Source organism: Paraburkholderia sp. CI2 (assembly GCF_014201055.1).
Taxonomy (GTDB): domain Bacteria; phylum Pseudomonadota; class Gammaproteobacteria; order Burkholderiales; family Burkholderiaceae; genus Paraburkholderia; species Paraburkholderia tuberum.
Genome location: NZ_JACHDL010000004.1, coordinates 214,663 through 230,365 on the forward strand (window position 1 = coordinate 214,663; position 15,703 = coordinate 230,365).

A 15,703-nucleotide genomic window follows, 5' to 3' on the forward strand; every position below is an offset into this window, starting at 1 on the left:
CGCCGTGCCTTGGAACCAAAGGGCGCGAACGAGGGCGCGTGCTAACATTGATTGTTATTCCATCCCGACATCCAGCAGCAAGCTAATGAACACCGAGACGTTTTCCACGCCACCCCACACGCTTGTGATTGCGTCGCGAGAGAGCCGCCTTGCCATGTGGCAAGCCGGGCATGTGCGATGTGCGCTGCACAAATTATATCCATCTTGTGACGTAAAAATCCTCGGAATGACGACACGCGGTGATCAGATTCTCGATCGCACGCTGTCGAAGGTGGGTGGCAAGGGGCTCTTCGTGAAGGAGCTCGAAGCCGCGCTCGCCGATGGCCGCGCCGACCTCGCGGTGCATTCGCTGAAAGACGTGCCGATGGAGTTGCCCGCCGGTTTCGCTCTGTCCACCATCATGGAGCGCGAGGACCCACGCGACGCGCTCGTGTCCAATCAGTACGACTCGCTCGCCGCGCTGCCGGCCGGTGCCGTGGTCGGCACCTCGAGTCTGCGGCGTGAGGCGATGCTGCGTATGCGCTATGCGCATCTCGACGTGCGGCCGTTGCGCGGCAATCTCGATACCCGACTCGCCAAGCTCGATCGCGGCGATTACGCGGCGATCATTCTGGCCGCGGCCGGGCTGAAGCGGCTGGGTCTCGCCGATCGCATCCGCGCGCTGCTCGATCCCGAGGACAGTCTGCCCGCGGCGGGCCAGGGCGCGCTCGGCATCGAGATTCGCGCCGATCGCGCGGACCTCGCCGCATGGCTCGCGCCGCTGCATCATCCGCACACGGCGGCCGCCGTCGAAGCGGAGCGCATGGTATCGCGCGTGCTCGGCGGCAGCTGCGAGGTGCCGCTCGCGGCCTACGCAACCTGGGGCGATGGCGCGCTGCATCTGCGCGGCATCGTCGCGACGCCGGACGGCCAGCGCGTGCTGAGCGCGCAGGCGTCGGCGCCGGCGCCCACCGTCGAGCGCGCGCTCGCGCTCGGCGAGGAAGTGGCGCACTCGCTCGTGCAGCAGGGCGCCCTCGACATCGTCCGCGCGCTCAGTACGGCGAGCGGTCCCGCGGCCGCGCCCGGCGCGGCGGCCAGCGAGTGATGGCCGCCGTCTCGCCCGAGAAGGCGCCCTTCACGGTCGTGATCACGCGGCCGGCCGGCCAGTCGAGCGAACTCGTCGAACGGCTCGAAGCAGCCGGACTCGCGTCGCTCGACTTCCCGCTGATCGACATCGCGCCCGTCATCGACGACGCGCCGTTGTGCGCCGCGCTCGCGTCGCTCGAACGCTACGCGCTCGTCGTGTTCGTGTCGCCGAACGCAGTCGATCACGCGTTCGCGCGCCAGCACGATATCTGGCCGCATGCGCTGCCGATCGGCGTGGTCGGCCCGGGCAGCGTGCAAGCGCTCGCGCGCCACGGCGTCAGCGCGCCCGAGCATCGCGTGATCAGCCCCGCGGCGGGCGCCGACGACGAATCGACGAGCTTCGACTCCGAGAGCCTGTTTGCCGCGCTCGAGGCGCAACTCGGTGCCGCGGGCCTCGAAGGCAAGCGCGTGCTGATCGTGCGCGGCGACGGCGGCCGCGAATGGCTGAGCGAGCGCCTGCGTGAAGCCGGCGCCGAAGTCGACGCGGTGGCCGCTTACCGGCGCATCGTGCCGGAGCCGTCGATCGGCGCATGGGCGCGCGTGCACGAACTGCTCGCGGGCACGCCGCACGCATGGCTTCTGACCAGCTCCGAAGGCGTACGCAATCTGCACGAACTCGCGCACGAGCATCTGACCGCCGGCGAGATCGAGCAGCTCAAACACGCGCCCCTCGTCACGCCGCATCCGCGCATCGCGCAGACCGCGCGGGCATTGGGTTTTGATAGGATTACGGTGTCCGGCGCGGGCGACGAGCGCATAGTTCGAGCCCTCGTTGCCGCAGCCGCCGTGCCTCCCGTCGTCCAACCGGTATCGTCCAACCCGGCTCAACCACGCATGACTGAAACGAACGCATCCACGAACGCCTCACCCCAGCCGCCAGCAAGCGCCGCCTTGCCGCCGAACCCACCCTTCACGCCGTACGAAGCGCAAAAGCGCCGCAGCGCGAGCGGACCGCTGCTGTGGTTGGTCATCGTGGTCATCGCGTGCGCGGCGGGCGTGGGCGGCTTCGCGATGAACCGCAAGCTGGTGCGCACCGAGCAGGAACTCGCGCAGCGTCAGCAGGCCAACGACACCCAGACCAACGAGCTGCGCATCAAGATCGACCAGGCGCTCGCCACCGTGCATCAATCGGACTCGCAGGTCGCGCAGCTCGAAGGCAAGCTCGCCGATGCGCAGGCCGCGCAGCAGGCGCTGCAACAGCAATACGCGGATCTCGCGCGCAATCGCGACGACTGGACGCTCGCCGAAGTCGGGCAGATGCTGTCGGCGGCGAGCCAGCAGTTGCAGCTGACCGGCAATACGCAGCTCGCGCTGTTCGCCTTGCAAAGCGCCGATATGCGCCTCGCGGCGTCGGACAGTCCGCAGGCGGTCGCGGTGCGCAAGGCGATCGCGCAGGACATCGACAAGCTGAAGGCCGCGCCGTCCACCGATCTGACCGGCCTCGCGATCAAGCTCGACAACGCGATCGATCGCGTGAACGGCCTGCCGCTGTCGGGTGAAGCACCGATTCCGCGTGCCACGCCGCATGCGGCCACGTGGGCCGACACCGCGAAGGTGGCCGCGGCCACCGGCAAGCCGCGCTGGGAAGTGTGGATCGACGAGGTCACGCACGGCATCGCCGAACAGCTGACGAGCCTCGTGCAGGTGCGCCGTATCGACAACGCCGACGCGATGCTGGTCACGCCGGATCAAGGCTACTTCGTGCGCGAGAACCTGAAGCTGCGTCTGCTGTCGGCGCGTCTCGCGCTGCTGTCGCGCAACCAGACCACGCTGAAGTCCGACCTGCAGGCGGCGCAGTCCGCGTTGACGCGCTACTTCGACGCGTCGTCGAAAGACACGCAGACGGTCATCGATCTGGTCAAGCAGGTGGACGCCGATTCGGCCGCGGTCGAGCTGCCGAACCTCGATACGAGCCTGCAGGCCGTCAATCAATACCGGAACCGGGGTTAATCATGGCGATCCGGGGACTCCTATGGCTCGCGGCGCTGTTCGCCGTCGCGGTCGTGCTCGCGGTGGGCGGGCGCTTCGACGCTGGGCAAGTGCTGCTGATCTATCCGCCGTACCGCGTCGACATGTCGCTGAACCTGTTCGTCGTCGGGCTGGTGGTGCTGTTCATCCTGCTCTATGCGCTGTTGCGCATCATCCGCAATATCTGGCGCATGCCGCAGCGCGTCGCCGCGTACCGCGCACGCGCGCGTGTCGCGAAGGCGCATGCGGCGTTGCGCGATGCGATCGGCAACCTGTACGCGGGGCGTTTCTCGCGCGCGGAAAAGGCCGCCAAGGACGCGCTCACGAATGGCGACAACAAGGGCGCGGCCGGTTTGATCGCGGCGACCGCAGCGCATCGCATGCATGAGTACGCGCGGCGCGACGAATGGCTCGCGCAGATCGACGAAGCCGACTGGCAGGACGCGCGCCTGATGGCCACCGCCGACATGCGCGCCGACGGCCGCGACGCCGACGGCGCGCTCAATGCGCTGACCGAGATGCAATCGCAGGGCGCGCGGCGCATTCACGCGCAGCAAATCATGCTGCGCGCGCAGCAGCAACTGAAGAACTGGGGCGAAGTGCTGAAGCTCGTGAAGACGCTGGAGAAGCGCGAGGCGATCCATCCGGCGGTCGCGGTGCGGCTGCGTCAACTGGCGGCGGAAAATCTGCTGCGCGATCGTCGCCACAATGCGGACGCGCTGCTCGAACTGTGGAACTCGCTGTCGGCGACCGAGCGTCATTCGCCGCGCCTCGCCGACACCGCCGCCGAACTGCTGGTCGCGCTGAACCGTCCGCAGGAGGCGCGCAAGATCGTCGAGGAGGCGCTCGCGCAGAACTGGGATGCGCGCCTGTTGCGACGCTATCCGGACACGGCCGGCGGCGACGCGTTGCCGCTGATCCAGAAGGCCGAGGCGTGGCAGAAGGATCGGCCGGAAGACGCGGACCTGATGTTCGCGCTGGGGCGTCTGTGTCTGCATCAGCAGTTGTGGGGCAAGGCGCAGTCGTTCCTCGAACGCGCGCTGAAGCTTGCCGACAACGAGACGCTGAAGATCCGCTCGCATCGCGCGCTCGCGCGTCTGCACGAGCAGCTGGGCGATACCGACAAGGCGAGCCAGCACTATCGCGAGAGTGCGTTGGCGATGAACGTGACGTGAGTTCGGCATTTTCGGCCATGCGCTGAAGCGCGCAAGCCTCGGAAACCGCTACCTGATGGCCGCAGCCCCGCGCTGCGGCCTTTTGTTTTTTCCGGCTTCCGCGGCCGGCGTCCCGGCGGCCGAGCGTGCGCTGGACTCGCGCGCAATTCGTAGATCCCGAGCTCGAATCGTCGGGACTGCGCTTTGCTTCACCACCTCACTGGATGTGCAACCTCGGAGGTGTTCAAAGTGGCCAGCGACGCTGTGACGGTGCAAACCGAGACCCGCAGCGGCGACGTCGAGCGCAAGGGCGTCGTCGTCATTACAGGGGCAAGTGCCGGCGTGGGGCGCGCGAGCGCGTCCGAATTCGCGCGGCAGGGCTATGACGTTGGGCTCATCGCGCGCGAGCCGCGACGGCTCGCTCGTGCCGCCGAGGAGATCGCCGCGTCCTATGGCGTGCGCGCACTCGCCATTCCGGCCGATGTCGCCGATGCCGACGCGATCGAGCGCGCGGCGCAGCGCGTGAAGCGCGAGTGGGGCGGCATCGACGTCTGGGTCAACGTCGCGATGGCGACCGCGTTTGCGCCGGTGTCGGCGCTCAGCGCGCGCGATGTCGAGCGCGGCACGCAGGTGACCTATCTGGGGCAGGTCAACGGCATGCTGGCGGCGCTCCCCGTGATGCGCGCGCGCGGGCACGGGACGATCGTCAATGTCGGCTCGGCGCTCGGGTACCGGTCGGTGCCGTTGCAGGCGATCTATTGCGGCGCGAAGTTTGCCGTGCGCGGCTTCACCGATTCGTTGCGTTCCGAGTTGCTGCACAACGGAGTCGATATCCATCTGACGATGGTCGATCTGCCCGCGGTCAATACGCCGCAATTCGACTGGGCGCTCAATCGCACGGGGCGCAGGGCGCGGCCGGTGGCGCCGGTGTTTCAGCCGGAAGTGGCGGCACGGGCGATCTACTTTGCGGCCACCCATCGACGGCGGCAGGTGTGGGTCGGGTGGTCGACGGTCAAGGCGATCCTCGCGAACCGGATCGCGCCGACGCTGCTCGACCGCTATCTCGCGCGGGCGGGTTACGACGGGCAATTGACCGATGAACCGTTGCCCGCCGATGCGCCCGCGAATCTCTACGAGCCGGTGCCGGGCCACTACACTTCGCATGGTCGCTTCGATGACGAGGCGCGTGCGTACTGCTGGCAGATGTTCACCGATCGGCATCGCAATGCGGTGTACGGCGCGGCAGCGATGGCGCTGGCGGGGGGCGTCGCGTGGCTGCTGAGGCGCAAGCGGCCCTGATGCGCGGCCGGTCGGCCTCATCTCTGTCGCCGACGGAATGTCTGGACTATCCTTCGAATGACGGTACCGCCCACAAACCGTGGCGCGGCGTCCTCGACTACGAACATTCCAAAAATGGACGCGGACAGGCCAGTTCCTCACAAAGAACAGACTGCTGTAAGCAGCGCGCGCCGCTGGATGCGCTGGCTGCCGGGACTGACGGTGCTCAAGACGTACCGGCTGAGCTGGTTGCCGAACGATCTGACGGCGGGACTGGTACTGACCACGATGCTGGTGCCGGTTGGGATCGCTTACGCGGAGGCATCCGGCGTCCCTGGCGTGTACGGCCTCTACGCGACGATCGTTCCGCTGTTGGCGTATGCGCTGTTCGGTCCGAGCCGGATTCTCGTGCTCGGTCCCGACTCCGCGCTCGCCGCTCCGATTCTGGCGGTCGTGGTGCAAATCGCTGCGGGCGACCCGTCGCGCGCGATTGCGGCGGCCAGCATGATGGCGATCGTGTCCGGCCTGTTCTGTATCGTGATGGGCTTGCTGCGGCTGGGATTCATCACTGAATTGTTGTCGAAACCCATTCGATACGGCTATATGAACGGCATTGCGCTCGCCGTGCTGGTCAGTCAGCTGCCCAAACTGTTTGCCATCTCAATCGAAGAGCGCGGGCCATTGCGGGACATCGTGAGCCTCGTGCAGGCCATCGCCGATGGCAAATCCAACTGGTATAGCTTCGCGGTGGGCGCTGGAAGCCTCGTGCTGATCCTGTTTCTCAAGCGCTTCGAAAAGCTGCCGGGCATCCTGATCGCCGTGATCGTCGCGACGTTGTGCGTAACCGCATTGCACCTCGATAGCATTGGTGTGAAAGTGCTCGGCAAGATTCCTCAAGGTTTGCCGACCTTTGCGCTGCCGTGGGTCACCGACGCCGATCTGGTCAAGATTCTGCTCGGCGGCTGCGCGGTCGCGCTGATCTCGTTCGCGGATACCAGCGTGCTGTCGCGAACTTTCGCGGCACGTTTTCGCAGCCGCGTCGACCCCAATCAGGAGATGGTCGGGCTCGGCGCGGCCAATCTTGCGGCCGGCCTGTTCCACGGCTTCCCGATCAGCAGCAGCTCGTCGCGCACGCCGGTCGCCGAGGCGGCGGGTGCGAAGACGCAACTGACGGGCGTCGTCGGCGCGCTGGCGGTCGCGGCGCTGCTGATGGCCGCGCCCAATCTGATGCGCTACCTGCCCAACAGTGCGCTCGCCGCGGTCGTCATCGCGGCGGCGATCGGTCTGTTCGAGATCACGGACCTGAAGCGGATTTTCCGCATCCAGCAATGGGAGTTCTGGCTGTCGATGGCCTGCTTTGCCGGCGTCGCGGTGTTCGGTGCGATTCCCGGCATCTGCTTCGCGGTGGTGATCGCGGTCATCGAATTTCTGTGGGACGGCTGGCGACCGCACTACGCGGTGCTCGGTCGCGTCGAAGGTTTGCGCGGCTATCACGACTTGCAGCGCTATCCGCATGCCCAGCGAATCCCCGGGCTCGTGCTGTTTCGCTGGGATGCACCGCTGTTCTTTGCGAATGCCGAGCAGTTTCAGGAGCGCCTGCTGGAAGCCGTCGCCGAATCGCCGGCACCGGTGCGGCGTGTGGTGGTGGCGGCCGAACCGGTGACGAGCGTGGACGTCACCTCCGCCGACATGCTGCGGGAACTGACGCGCACGCTCGACGAGCGCGGGATTGCGCTGCACTTTGCAGAGGTGAAGGATCCGGTTCGCGACAAGCTCAGACGCTTCGAGTTGACGGATCTGATTGGCGATGCGTGCTTTCATCCGACGGTAAACAGTGCGGTTGATAGCTATGTCGAGGGGGTTGGGAAGGAATAGTATTTGGACCTGGAGCTGGATCACCGGAGAGCCGGCATGCGCCTGCCGTCCGCGTCCAAAACGCCTGCGAAAACGGTTTGGGACCGCGCCAGTTCACGTCCGCGGCATACCGTGATCCTGTGTTTCGGCGTGGTATTCGTTGTCACGTTGATTCTTGCCGTACACCAATATTTTCTCGTACGTGCCCGGGAGCTCGATAACCGTTCGCATCGGCTCGAGATTCAGGCCAGGGTTCTCGATGTCGCGGTCCGGAATAACAGGCAGCACTTGCAGTTTCTTCGCGAGAGTGCCGAGGGGCTCCTTGCGGACCGGACAGCACAGCTCGATCGAACACCGGATGCCTCGCTCCAGGCAGTACTCCGGGCGCCCGGGGGATCTGATGGCACGTCTGGGTGGCGAGGAGTTCTGTGTGCTGCTGCCCGATACGACCGCGGACGACGCGGCCCGGATTGCGGAGCGCGTGCGCGAGGCCGTCGCCCGCAACGCCTGCGTCCTTCAGGAGACGCAATTAACCCGTACCGCGTCAGGCCGTGAGATATGGTTCACGATATCGATCGGGGTGGCGGAGAGTGTCTCGGATAACTGCCTTGACCTCGAGGGGTTGATTGCGGTCGCGGACCAGCGACTGTACGCCGCGAAGGCGGGTGGGCGAAACAGGGTGGTCGCAAGCGAGTCCATGCAAAGCTGAAAATGCGGATGTCGTCTCTGTACATGCGGCGCTTTGCCACCTGCGGTTCAAGACGGGCTCTATTCACGGTGTTGCCGTTTCAATGCGGAATAGCCACGCTTGAGGAGAACGTCCATCAGGACCGGCGTTTGGGGTTCGTCCGGCGCCGGATCGTTCGGGTCGGGGTCGCCGAAAGCAAATTCGACGTCCACCGGAAATCGGCTCGTCGGCAGATTCGAAGCACGATAGCGATAGCCATGCAGCCGAATCTGCGGTGGCGTCGTTCCCATATCGTTGCCGGGCCAGCGCTCGCCGTTGCCGTCGACCCAGTAGCCGATATCGACATGGAGGAGGTCTTCCAGCGTCGAGCGGTTAATGTCTGTCAACAGTGGACTGAAACGGATCGTGAAGTCCAGCATGACTTGCTTGACCTGCGCGCGGTCGGCAGAGCGGTCGAGCGGATCGGGTACCACAACTACGGTGATTTCCGTCCGTGGGAACGCCGGATTCTCGAAGGAATACTCCGTAACACCTACCACGCCGCGCTCAGGCCGCGCCGCAAGAACGCGGCCGAAAATCGTATGCGCGGGATCGAAGGGCTGGTCGTCCCGCAGGATCGCCATTGCCGTGGTCAATATTCTGAAGGCCATGTCGCGCTGGGCGTCGGTCACAATCGGTCTCATCTCAGCTCCAGGCCCCGACGATCCTGAGGGCGTCAGCGTACTGAGCCGTGCATGTATCGGGGTTGCGAACGAGAGGATCACCAGGATTGCGCCAGTAGGCCTGAACCACTTCCGCGCGCCGTGGCGCTTTGCCACCTGCTGTTCAAGACGGGCTTCATTCACGGTGTTGCCGTTTCAACGCGGAATAGTCACGATTGAGGCGAACGTCCATCAGGACCGGCGTTTTGGGTTCGTCCGGAGCTGGATTCTTTGGGCCGGGGTCGCCGAAAGCAAATTCGACATCCACCGGAAATCGGCTCGTTGGCAGATTCGAAGCACGATAGCGATAGTGATGCAGACGAATCTGTGGAGGCACGGTTCCCATATCATTGCCGGGCCGTCGCTCGCCTTTGCCGTCGATCCAGTAGCCGATATTGACCTGAAGGAGATCTTCCAGCGTCGAGCGGTTGATGTCCGTCAATAGTGGATTGAAGCGGATCGTGAAGCGCCTCACGACCTGCTTGATTTTCGTGCGGTCGGCCGAGGGGTCGAGCGGATCGGGTACCACAACTACGATGATTTGCGTGTCCGGCAACACCGGATTCACGAAGGAATACTCCGTAACGCCTACCACGCCGCGCTCTCGTCGCGCCGCAAGAATGCTGCCGAATATCGTATGCACGGGATTGAAGGGCTGGTCGTCGCGCAGGATCGCCATTGCCGTGATCAGTATCCTGAAGGCCATGTCGCGCTGAGCATCGGTCACAGTCGGTCTCATCTCAGCTCCTGGCCCCGACGGTCCTGAGGGCGTCGGCGTACTGAGCTGTGCATGTACCGGGATTGCGAACGAGAGGATCACCAGGATTCTGCCAGTACGCCTGAACCACCTCCGCGCAGGCGTAGGCATCTTCTTCATGAAGTTGGCTCCTGTAGCCGGTTTCGAATTGCGCCATTTTTCGTGCTGTTTCAGCAGAGACGTTCAGCAGGTCACACACTTTCCTTTCGGCAAGCGGGAGATCTCGCCTGACATACTCCCAGCCGGGCTTGTCGTGCAGGTAAGAAGTCAGCCAGTAGTAGTGGAATACAAGCATCCTGTGCAGACCGATGTGAACGCGATGATCGTCGGGTAGCGGTGTGTTTCCAGCCGCTATATAGGCTTCTTGCAGCATCGTCGACCAATACAACGTTTGGACATTTGGCAGGTCCCTGTAGTCGTCCGGAAAGTGCTGAAGCAAAGAAGCCATCCAGAAGTACTGTTGGCAGTGGCGAGACTCGTGATATAGCGTGTCGGCGAATGCCCTGAGACGGCTATCCAGCGAGGCCGGCTGGCCCCCGAGTTCGACGATGTGCGCGATCTCGCTCTCGTTGACGGCGATAACCCAATCGCCACCGATGAACGCTGCGCTGACATCCTGTCGCAGAGCGTACTGTGTTGCCCGCAGCGGATTGACAATCACAAGCTCTGGCATGGCACCACCATTTTTCGGGTTGGCGGCATCGCTTCGTGGCAATCCGAAGGGCCCGGCAGCAAGCGCGTCTTCCAATTTCGACCTGACCGCATTCTGGATCATGTCTCTCAAACTGGAAGTCAACGGCCACGTCACCCCGGCCCAATCGATTCCCTGCAACGCCGTCTTGATCGCAGCCGTATAAGCCTTGGTCACCGGATATTCAACATCCTTGCGCATCGATATACCAGCCGGCGCATCAGCCTCGGTCGCACCGTTGATGAAGTGATGAAAGCGCAGACCGAAGTTCATCGGATCGCATGAAACGAATTCGGGCGGCTTGTCTTCCGTCGTCGCGCTTTGATTGGGAGAGGCCACGGCCTTTCCTGCGACCCTGGCGGCGCGCTTCTCGGCGTTGGGCACTGCGCCCGCAAACGGCTCGTCCGCCTCCCTGATTACCGCGCCTCTGCTCACCGCAATAACCTTGTCCGGTTCACTCTTGGCGAACACTTCAACCGTCGCGAATGCAAGCAGATTGCTCGTGACGAGCCTCGTTTCTCCCAGCGCATTGGTCACGCCCTGAATCACCTGACCATCGTCGAGGGTGATCCGGTACGGCTGGTTCGGCAGTGCAAAGCCCGTATCGTGTTCGATCAGAACATGATGCGCGGCCAGCTTGCCCGGCTTTCCGGGCGTTACCGGCACACTGACAGGCCGCGCCGCTGGCCTGTCGGTTTGATGACCACGCGCATGGACCCGATGCTCTCCATCCGTATAGACCCTGTACCCTTCCGAATTGATGACCACCTTCGTGCTTCCCGCATGGAGCACGATCTCTTTGCTGGCCATCAGATTGATCGAATCGGTTCTACTGATGATGCTGACGACCCGCTGCGCGATGATCTCGACATCGTCGCTCTGCGCGTCGATTCGCACCTTGCCTGACGCGGCCTTGAGCCTGATGCCGAGATTCTGCGTGAACACCCGCACGCCGTTGATTGCCGACGCCAGCAGCGATCTCGCCGCCGCCATGCTGACGTGTCCGCCCGCTGTGAGCGCGATGTGTTCGATACTCGCCACGTGCGTGCTTTGCGCTGCGGTGAGACCGACCCCCGCCGCGCTGGCCAGCACCATGTCGGGTGCGCCCAGTTGCGGGAAGGGAAGGTCCGCACGCGCCGCGACGCCGCGTATCGCCTCGTTCTGCGCCTTGATGGCCCGCGATACGTCGTTTTGACTGGTCTGCTGCTCCTGTGCCTCATACTGCCGCGCGAGACCCGCGAGGTTCTCGTGGATATCGCGCGCCTGCGTGAGGCGCGCCACGGTCTCGCCGAGATCCTTTGCCGGCTCGGTCGCGCCGCGACGCGCCTCCGTGGTGATCAGCATGCCTCTGTTGGCGCGCGCGACACCCCAAGCGTCGGTGGCCAGTTCCCAGCCTTCGCCGCGGGCCTGCTGTCGGCCGGCCTCGCGCACGACCCGCGTGTTGTAGCCCAGCACGAGGCGCGAGCGTGCGTGATCGCTGGCGAGCTGTGCCTGGAGTTGGCCCGGCGTGTCATCCAGTACGACGTGATTGGTCTGGCCGTCGCAGCCACCTTTGAGCTCACTGCTCAAGACGCCTGAAAGTGCCTGGTTATCCGGTAGTTTCCAGGGCGGCTGGTTCCAGCCATTGATCATCCGGCCCGATACGTACGGCTTGTCCGGGTCCTCTTCGTGGTAGCTGACCATGACCTCCTGACCGACACGCGGCGGATAGATCGCGCCGAAGCCATTGCCTTGCCACGGCGACGACACGCGCACCCAGCAACTGGCGCTCTCGTTTTTCGGGCCAAGCCGGTCCCACACGAAACGCACCTTGGCGCGCGCGTATCCATCGACCCAGATCGGCTGGTGCTCGGGCCCAACCACGATCGCCGTTTCCGCCGCGCAGCGCGGCTTTTTCTTCGGGCGGTTTCTGAAGAATGTATTGGCAGGCTGAAGCACGAAGCTGGTCACGCACCGGCGCAACGCGTCGTTCGTGTCGTTATCGGACGGCTGTGTGTTCTGCGGCGCGTTGCGAATGTCGAGTGTGGTCGATACCGCCAGGTACTCGGCGTTGATGTCGCATTGCGGATGGTTGTCGAGCCAGAATGTTTTCCCGGTTGTCAGGCCGCGCAGATTCCCTCGGCCCTTCAGACGTAGCCGGTGGCAGCGCATTGCGTCGACGCGCACGCTCGCGAGGTGTTCGGCTTCATTGCGGAAGTTATTTGGCCTACCCGACAATCCCGTCGCGCCGGCGAGCGGTTGCGAGTAGTCGCCCCAGCCGTGTTGCTCGATGTTGTCGAAGGCCCGTTCGCTGAAGCTCTCGTACTCGCCCTCGAAGTGCATGCCGGGGCGCGTGTAGTCGTAGTCGATCAGACTGACCTTGCCCGTCGTGATCTGACGCGAGACCTCGAGCCTGTGAATGTGTTCTTCGTCGACGTGCCGGCTGTCAGGCGCGTGATAGCGGATAGTGTCGTAGCCGTTGTCGTGCTGTTTGTGCGAGCCGGGCGAATCGCACAGTACCAGCGTCATTCCGTCGAACAGATAGTAGATTCCCCATTCTCTCCAGATCCGCGTGAGGAATTCGAAATCGGATTCCCACATCTGCCGGACATGGTCCCGCTTTGGGTAGCCTTCGCACAGACCGGTCGCGCCCAACTCCATCACCACCGGAAAGTGATAACGCTCCTTGAGTATCCGGTCGGTGATGTCCACCACGCTCGCGTCCTGAAAGATCCTGCTTTCGCGGTTCTTCGTGGCCAGCCACAGCCAGGGGCGCACGACGAAGCGGTAATGGGCGCGCCGGTCGTCGGTGCCGGTCTGTTTCATGCCTGTGACGAGCCCCGAAATCGTGCGGCGGCCCGCGCCCGCGTGTGCCACGTCACCGGATTCCAACTCCTGTTGACCGAACAATCCGTTCCCGTCGAACGCGATCGAAATGTCGATGACTTTGCCAATCAGGTTATCGGGTACGACCAGTTCCTGGGCTTGCCACAATCCGAGCGTCGGACTTTCGATCGTCGCCACATCGAGCGTGTATCGATAGAGCTTGCCCAGGGATTCGGTGCCGCGCAGGCGTAGCGGAGCCAGCAAAGGCTCATTGCCCCATGTGGGTAGCGCGTCACTGGAAAGACCTAGCGTGCGGTCCTGTGCGGGTTCGACCATGCGTGCAAGGAGCTCGGTGTTTCGTGGCAATCGGGAAGCGATCATGAAGCGATCAGGATCGCGCCGCAGCCCGTCCTGTCGCCGGCATGGCTGACCCGCTTGCCGTTGTGGGTTCGCTGGCCGGTCGCGGTGATCGGATAGACACCGCCACACCTCGGACACTCGACGCCGTGTCCATCGAGTGCAACCGGGATGCCCATGTGCATGAGGTCTGTCGCGGCCTCGATGACCGTGCCGTCGTGCGTCGTCTTGTCTGCGAGCCGGATCATCGGCTGGCCGTTGCCGTTCTTCATCGCTCATCCTCTGTTATGTGCGAACGACAGTATCGGGAGCGGGGCAACCAGGAGCATTCGGAATTGGATGAATTTTTAGCCTATGTAGGCGATTTATTTGATTTGTCGGGCGAACGGGATCTCACAGCTTCCAGGAAGAAGCATCCCTCATGCGCCGAGGCCCCGGATGAACCTGCCAACAGCGCGCTCGCGAGCCGATGCTTCCGGTTTTAGAAAGACTGATGACGGAATGCGGCTTTGGCGGAGAAGTCGAGGCGGACTGAGGTCTGAGGGGACTTCGTGATTTCGCATCGATTGATGCAGCCGGAGCGGCCACCACGCCGCACGGCTGCATTCTTCGGCACGCGCCGTCCATAGACGACGCGCACTTCGCTTAAAAGAACCCCAGCGCCTCCGCCTGATAGCTGACCAGCAGACACTTCGTCTGCTGATAGTTCGACAACGCCATCTTGTGTGTTTCGCGCCCGATCCCCGACTGCTTGTAGCCACCGAAGGCCGCATGCGCCGGATACAGGTGATAGCAGTTGGTCCACACGCGTCCCGCCTCGATCTCGCGTCCCAACTTGTAAGCGCGGGTACCGTCGCGAGTCCACACGCCCGCGCCCAGGCCATAGTACGTGTCGTTCGCGAGTTCGATCGCTTGCTGTTCGTCCTTGAACGTCATCACCGAGGCGACCGGCCCGAAGATCTCCTCCTGGAACACACGCATATCGTTGTTGCCGAACAGCATCGTCGGCTTCACGTAGAAACCCTCGCCGAGGCCGGCGCCAGGGGTTGCGCGCTCGCCGCCGACGAGGCACCGCGCCCCTTCGTCCCGGCCGATGTCGATATACGACAGGATCTTGTCGAGCTGCTGCTGCGATGCCTGCGCACCGATCATCGTTTCGAGGTTCAGCGGATGGCCAGCCTTGATGCGTTCCACCCGCGCGATCGCCTTCTCGATGAAGCGCTCGTAAATCGACTCCTGAACCAGCACGCGCGACGGGCACGTGCACACTTCGCCCTGATTCAGCGCGAACATCGCGAGACCTTCGAGCGCCTTGTCGAGGAACGCGTCGTCGCGATCGAGCACGTCGGCGAAGAAGATGTTCGGGCTCTTGCCGCCGAGTTCGACCGTCGACGGGATCAGGTTGTCCGCGGCTGCGTGCAGGATGCGCTTGCCGACCGGCGTCGAGCCCGTGAACGCGATCTTCGCGATGCGCTTGCTGGTGGCGAGCGCTTCGCCCGCTTCCTTGCCGAAGCCGTTGACGATGTTGATGACCCCGGCGGGGAACAGGTCGCCGATCAGTTCGATCAGCACGAGTATCGAAGCCGGCGTCTGCTCGGCCGGCTTCATCACGACGCAGCAGCCGGCCGCGAGCGCGGGCGCGAGCTTCCATGCGGCCATCAGCAGCGGAAAATTCCACGGGATGATCTGACCGACCACCCCAGCCGGCTCGTGAAAGTGATAAGCGACCGTGTTGTCGTCGATCTCCGAGATGCCGCCTTCCTGCGCGCGGATGCAGCCCGCGAAATAGCGGAAATGATCGACGGCGAGCGGCAGGTCCGCGGCCATCGTTTCGCGCAGCGGCTTGCCGTTGTCGATCGTCTCGGCCACCGCTAGCAGCTTCAGGTTCTTCTCCATGCGCTCGGCCACCGCCAGCAACTGGTTCGCGCGTTCTGTCACCGACGTCTTCGCCCATTTGCGGCGCGCTGCGTGCGCGGCGTCGATGGCGAGGTCGATATCGGCAGCGTTCGAACGAGGCACGCGACAAAACGGCTGCCCGTTGATCGGCGACACGTTGTCGAAATAGTCGCCGCCGACCGGCGGTACCCACTTGCCGCCGATGTAGTTTTCGTAACGCTGGCGATAGGGATACTCGATGTCGATGCCGAGGGCTTTCAGGTCAAATGGATTCATCACTTGTCTCCGTTTTGTGATGGTGATCGGGTGACTGCGCGGGACCACATCAGGCACGAACCGTACCAATGCATCGAAGTGGGATATTTCAGGGATTGCGGTGAGCCGCATGGCGGAAGTGTTTCGTTTCGGAACAGTTGCGCGGGCTGCGGG

The 15,703-nt window shown here is 63.9% G+C and carries 11 protein-coding genes; 6 read left to right on the forward strand and 5 right to left on the reverse strand.

From position 1 onward, the window contains the following. Positions 1-85 precede the first annotated feature (85 nt). From hemC to HDG32_RS08375, 6 genes are all read left to right on the forward strand, one after another. On the forward strand, positions 86-1,084 hold the full coding sequence (gene hemC, locus HDG32_RS08350) for a hydroxymethylbilane synthase (RefSeq protein WP_184065424.1): 999 nt from the start codon (positions 86-88) through the stop codon (positions 1,082-1,084). After that, positions 1,084-3,075, forward strand: a complete 1,992-nt coding sequence (gene hemDX, locus HDG32_RS08355) for a fused uroporphyrinogen-III synthase HemD/membrane protein HemX (RefSeq protein ID WP_184065427.1) — start codon at positions 1,084-1,086, stop codon at positions 3,073-3,075. Before hemC ends, hemDX begins: the two co-directional genes overlap by 1 nt. Positions 3,076-3,077: 2 nt before the next feature. Continuing rightward, positions 3,078-4,268 (forward strand): heme biosynthesis protein HemY, encoded by a 1,191-nt coding sequence (locus HDG32_RS08360; protein ID WP_090803508.1) that lies wholly within the window; start codon positions 3,078-3,080, stop codon positions 4,266-4,268. 249 nt (positions 4,269-4,517) lie between these two features. Continuing rightward, entirely contained in the window at positions 4,518-5,546 is a 1,029-nt protein-coding gene (locus tag HDG32_RS08365; protein ID WP_184065746.1) for an SDR family oxidoreductase, read from the forward strand. 114 nt (positions 5,547-5,660) lie between these two features. Continuing rightward, positions 5,661-7,400, forward strand: coding sequence for a SulP family inorganic anion transporter (locus HDG32_RS08370; protein WP_184065430.1), 1,740 nt, complete (start codon positions 5,661-5,663; stop codon positions 7,398-7,400). Positions 7,401-7,737: 337 nt separating this feature from the next. Beyond that, on the forward strand, positions 7,738-8,088 hold the full coding sequence (locus tag HDG32_RS08375) for a diguanylate cyclase (protein ID WP_260336406.1): 351 nt from the start codon (positions 7,738-7,740) through the stop codon (positions 8,086-8,088). A gap of 59 nt (positions 8,089-8,147) precedes the next feature. On the opposite strand, the gene HDG32_RS08380 is transcribed toward HDG32_RS08375, so the two are convergent. The 5 genes from HDG32_RS08380 to HDG32_RS08400 form a co-directional block, all read right to left on the reverse strand. After that, the gene (locus tag HDG32_RS08380) at positions 8,148-8,750 is read right to left on the reverse strand and encodes a hypothetical protein (RefSeq protein ID WP_184065437.1); all 603 of its coding nucleotides are present in this window, start codon (positions 8,748-8,750) and stop codon (positions 8,148-8,150) included. 154 nt (positions 8,751-8,904) lie between these two features. After that, entirely contained in the window at positions 8,905-9,507 is a 603-nt protein-coding gene (locus HDG32_RS08385; protein WP_184065440.1) for a hypothetical protein, read from the reverse strand. A 1-nt stretch (position 9,508) separates the two neighbouring features. After that, positions 9,509-13,402, reverse strand: a complete 3,894-nt coding sequence (locus tag HDG32_RS08390) for a type VI secretion system Vgr family protein (RefSeq protein ID WP_260336407.1) — start codon at positions 13,400-13,402, stop codon at positions 9,509-9,511. After that, a complete protein-coding gene (locus HDG32_RS08395; RefSeq protein ID WP_184065443.1) occupies positions 13,399-13,650 on the reverse strand; it encodes a PAAR domain-containing protein in 252 nt (83 codons plus the stop codon). Before HDG32_RS08395 ends, HDG32_RS08390 begins: the two co-directional genes overlap by 4 nt. 373 nt (positions 13,651-14,023) lie before the next feature. Continuing rightward, complete coding sequence (locus HDG32_RS08400) at positions 14,024-15,550, reverse strand: aldehyde dehydrogenase family protein (RefSeq protein WP_184065446.1); 1,527 nt, start codon at positions 15,548-15,550, stop codon at positions 14,024-14,026. Between the last annotated feature and the right edge of the window lie 153 nt (positions 15,551-15,703).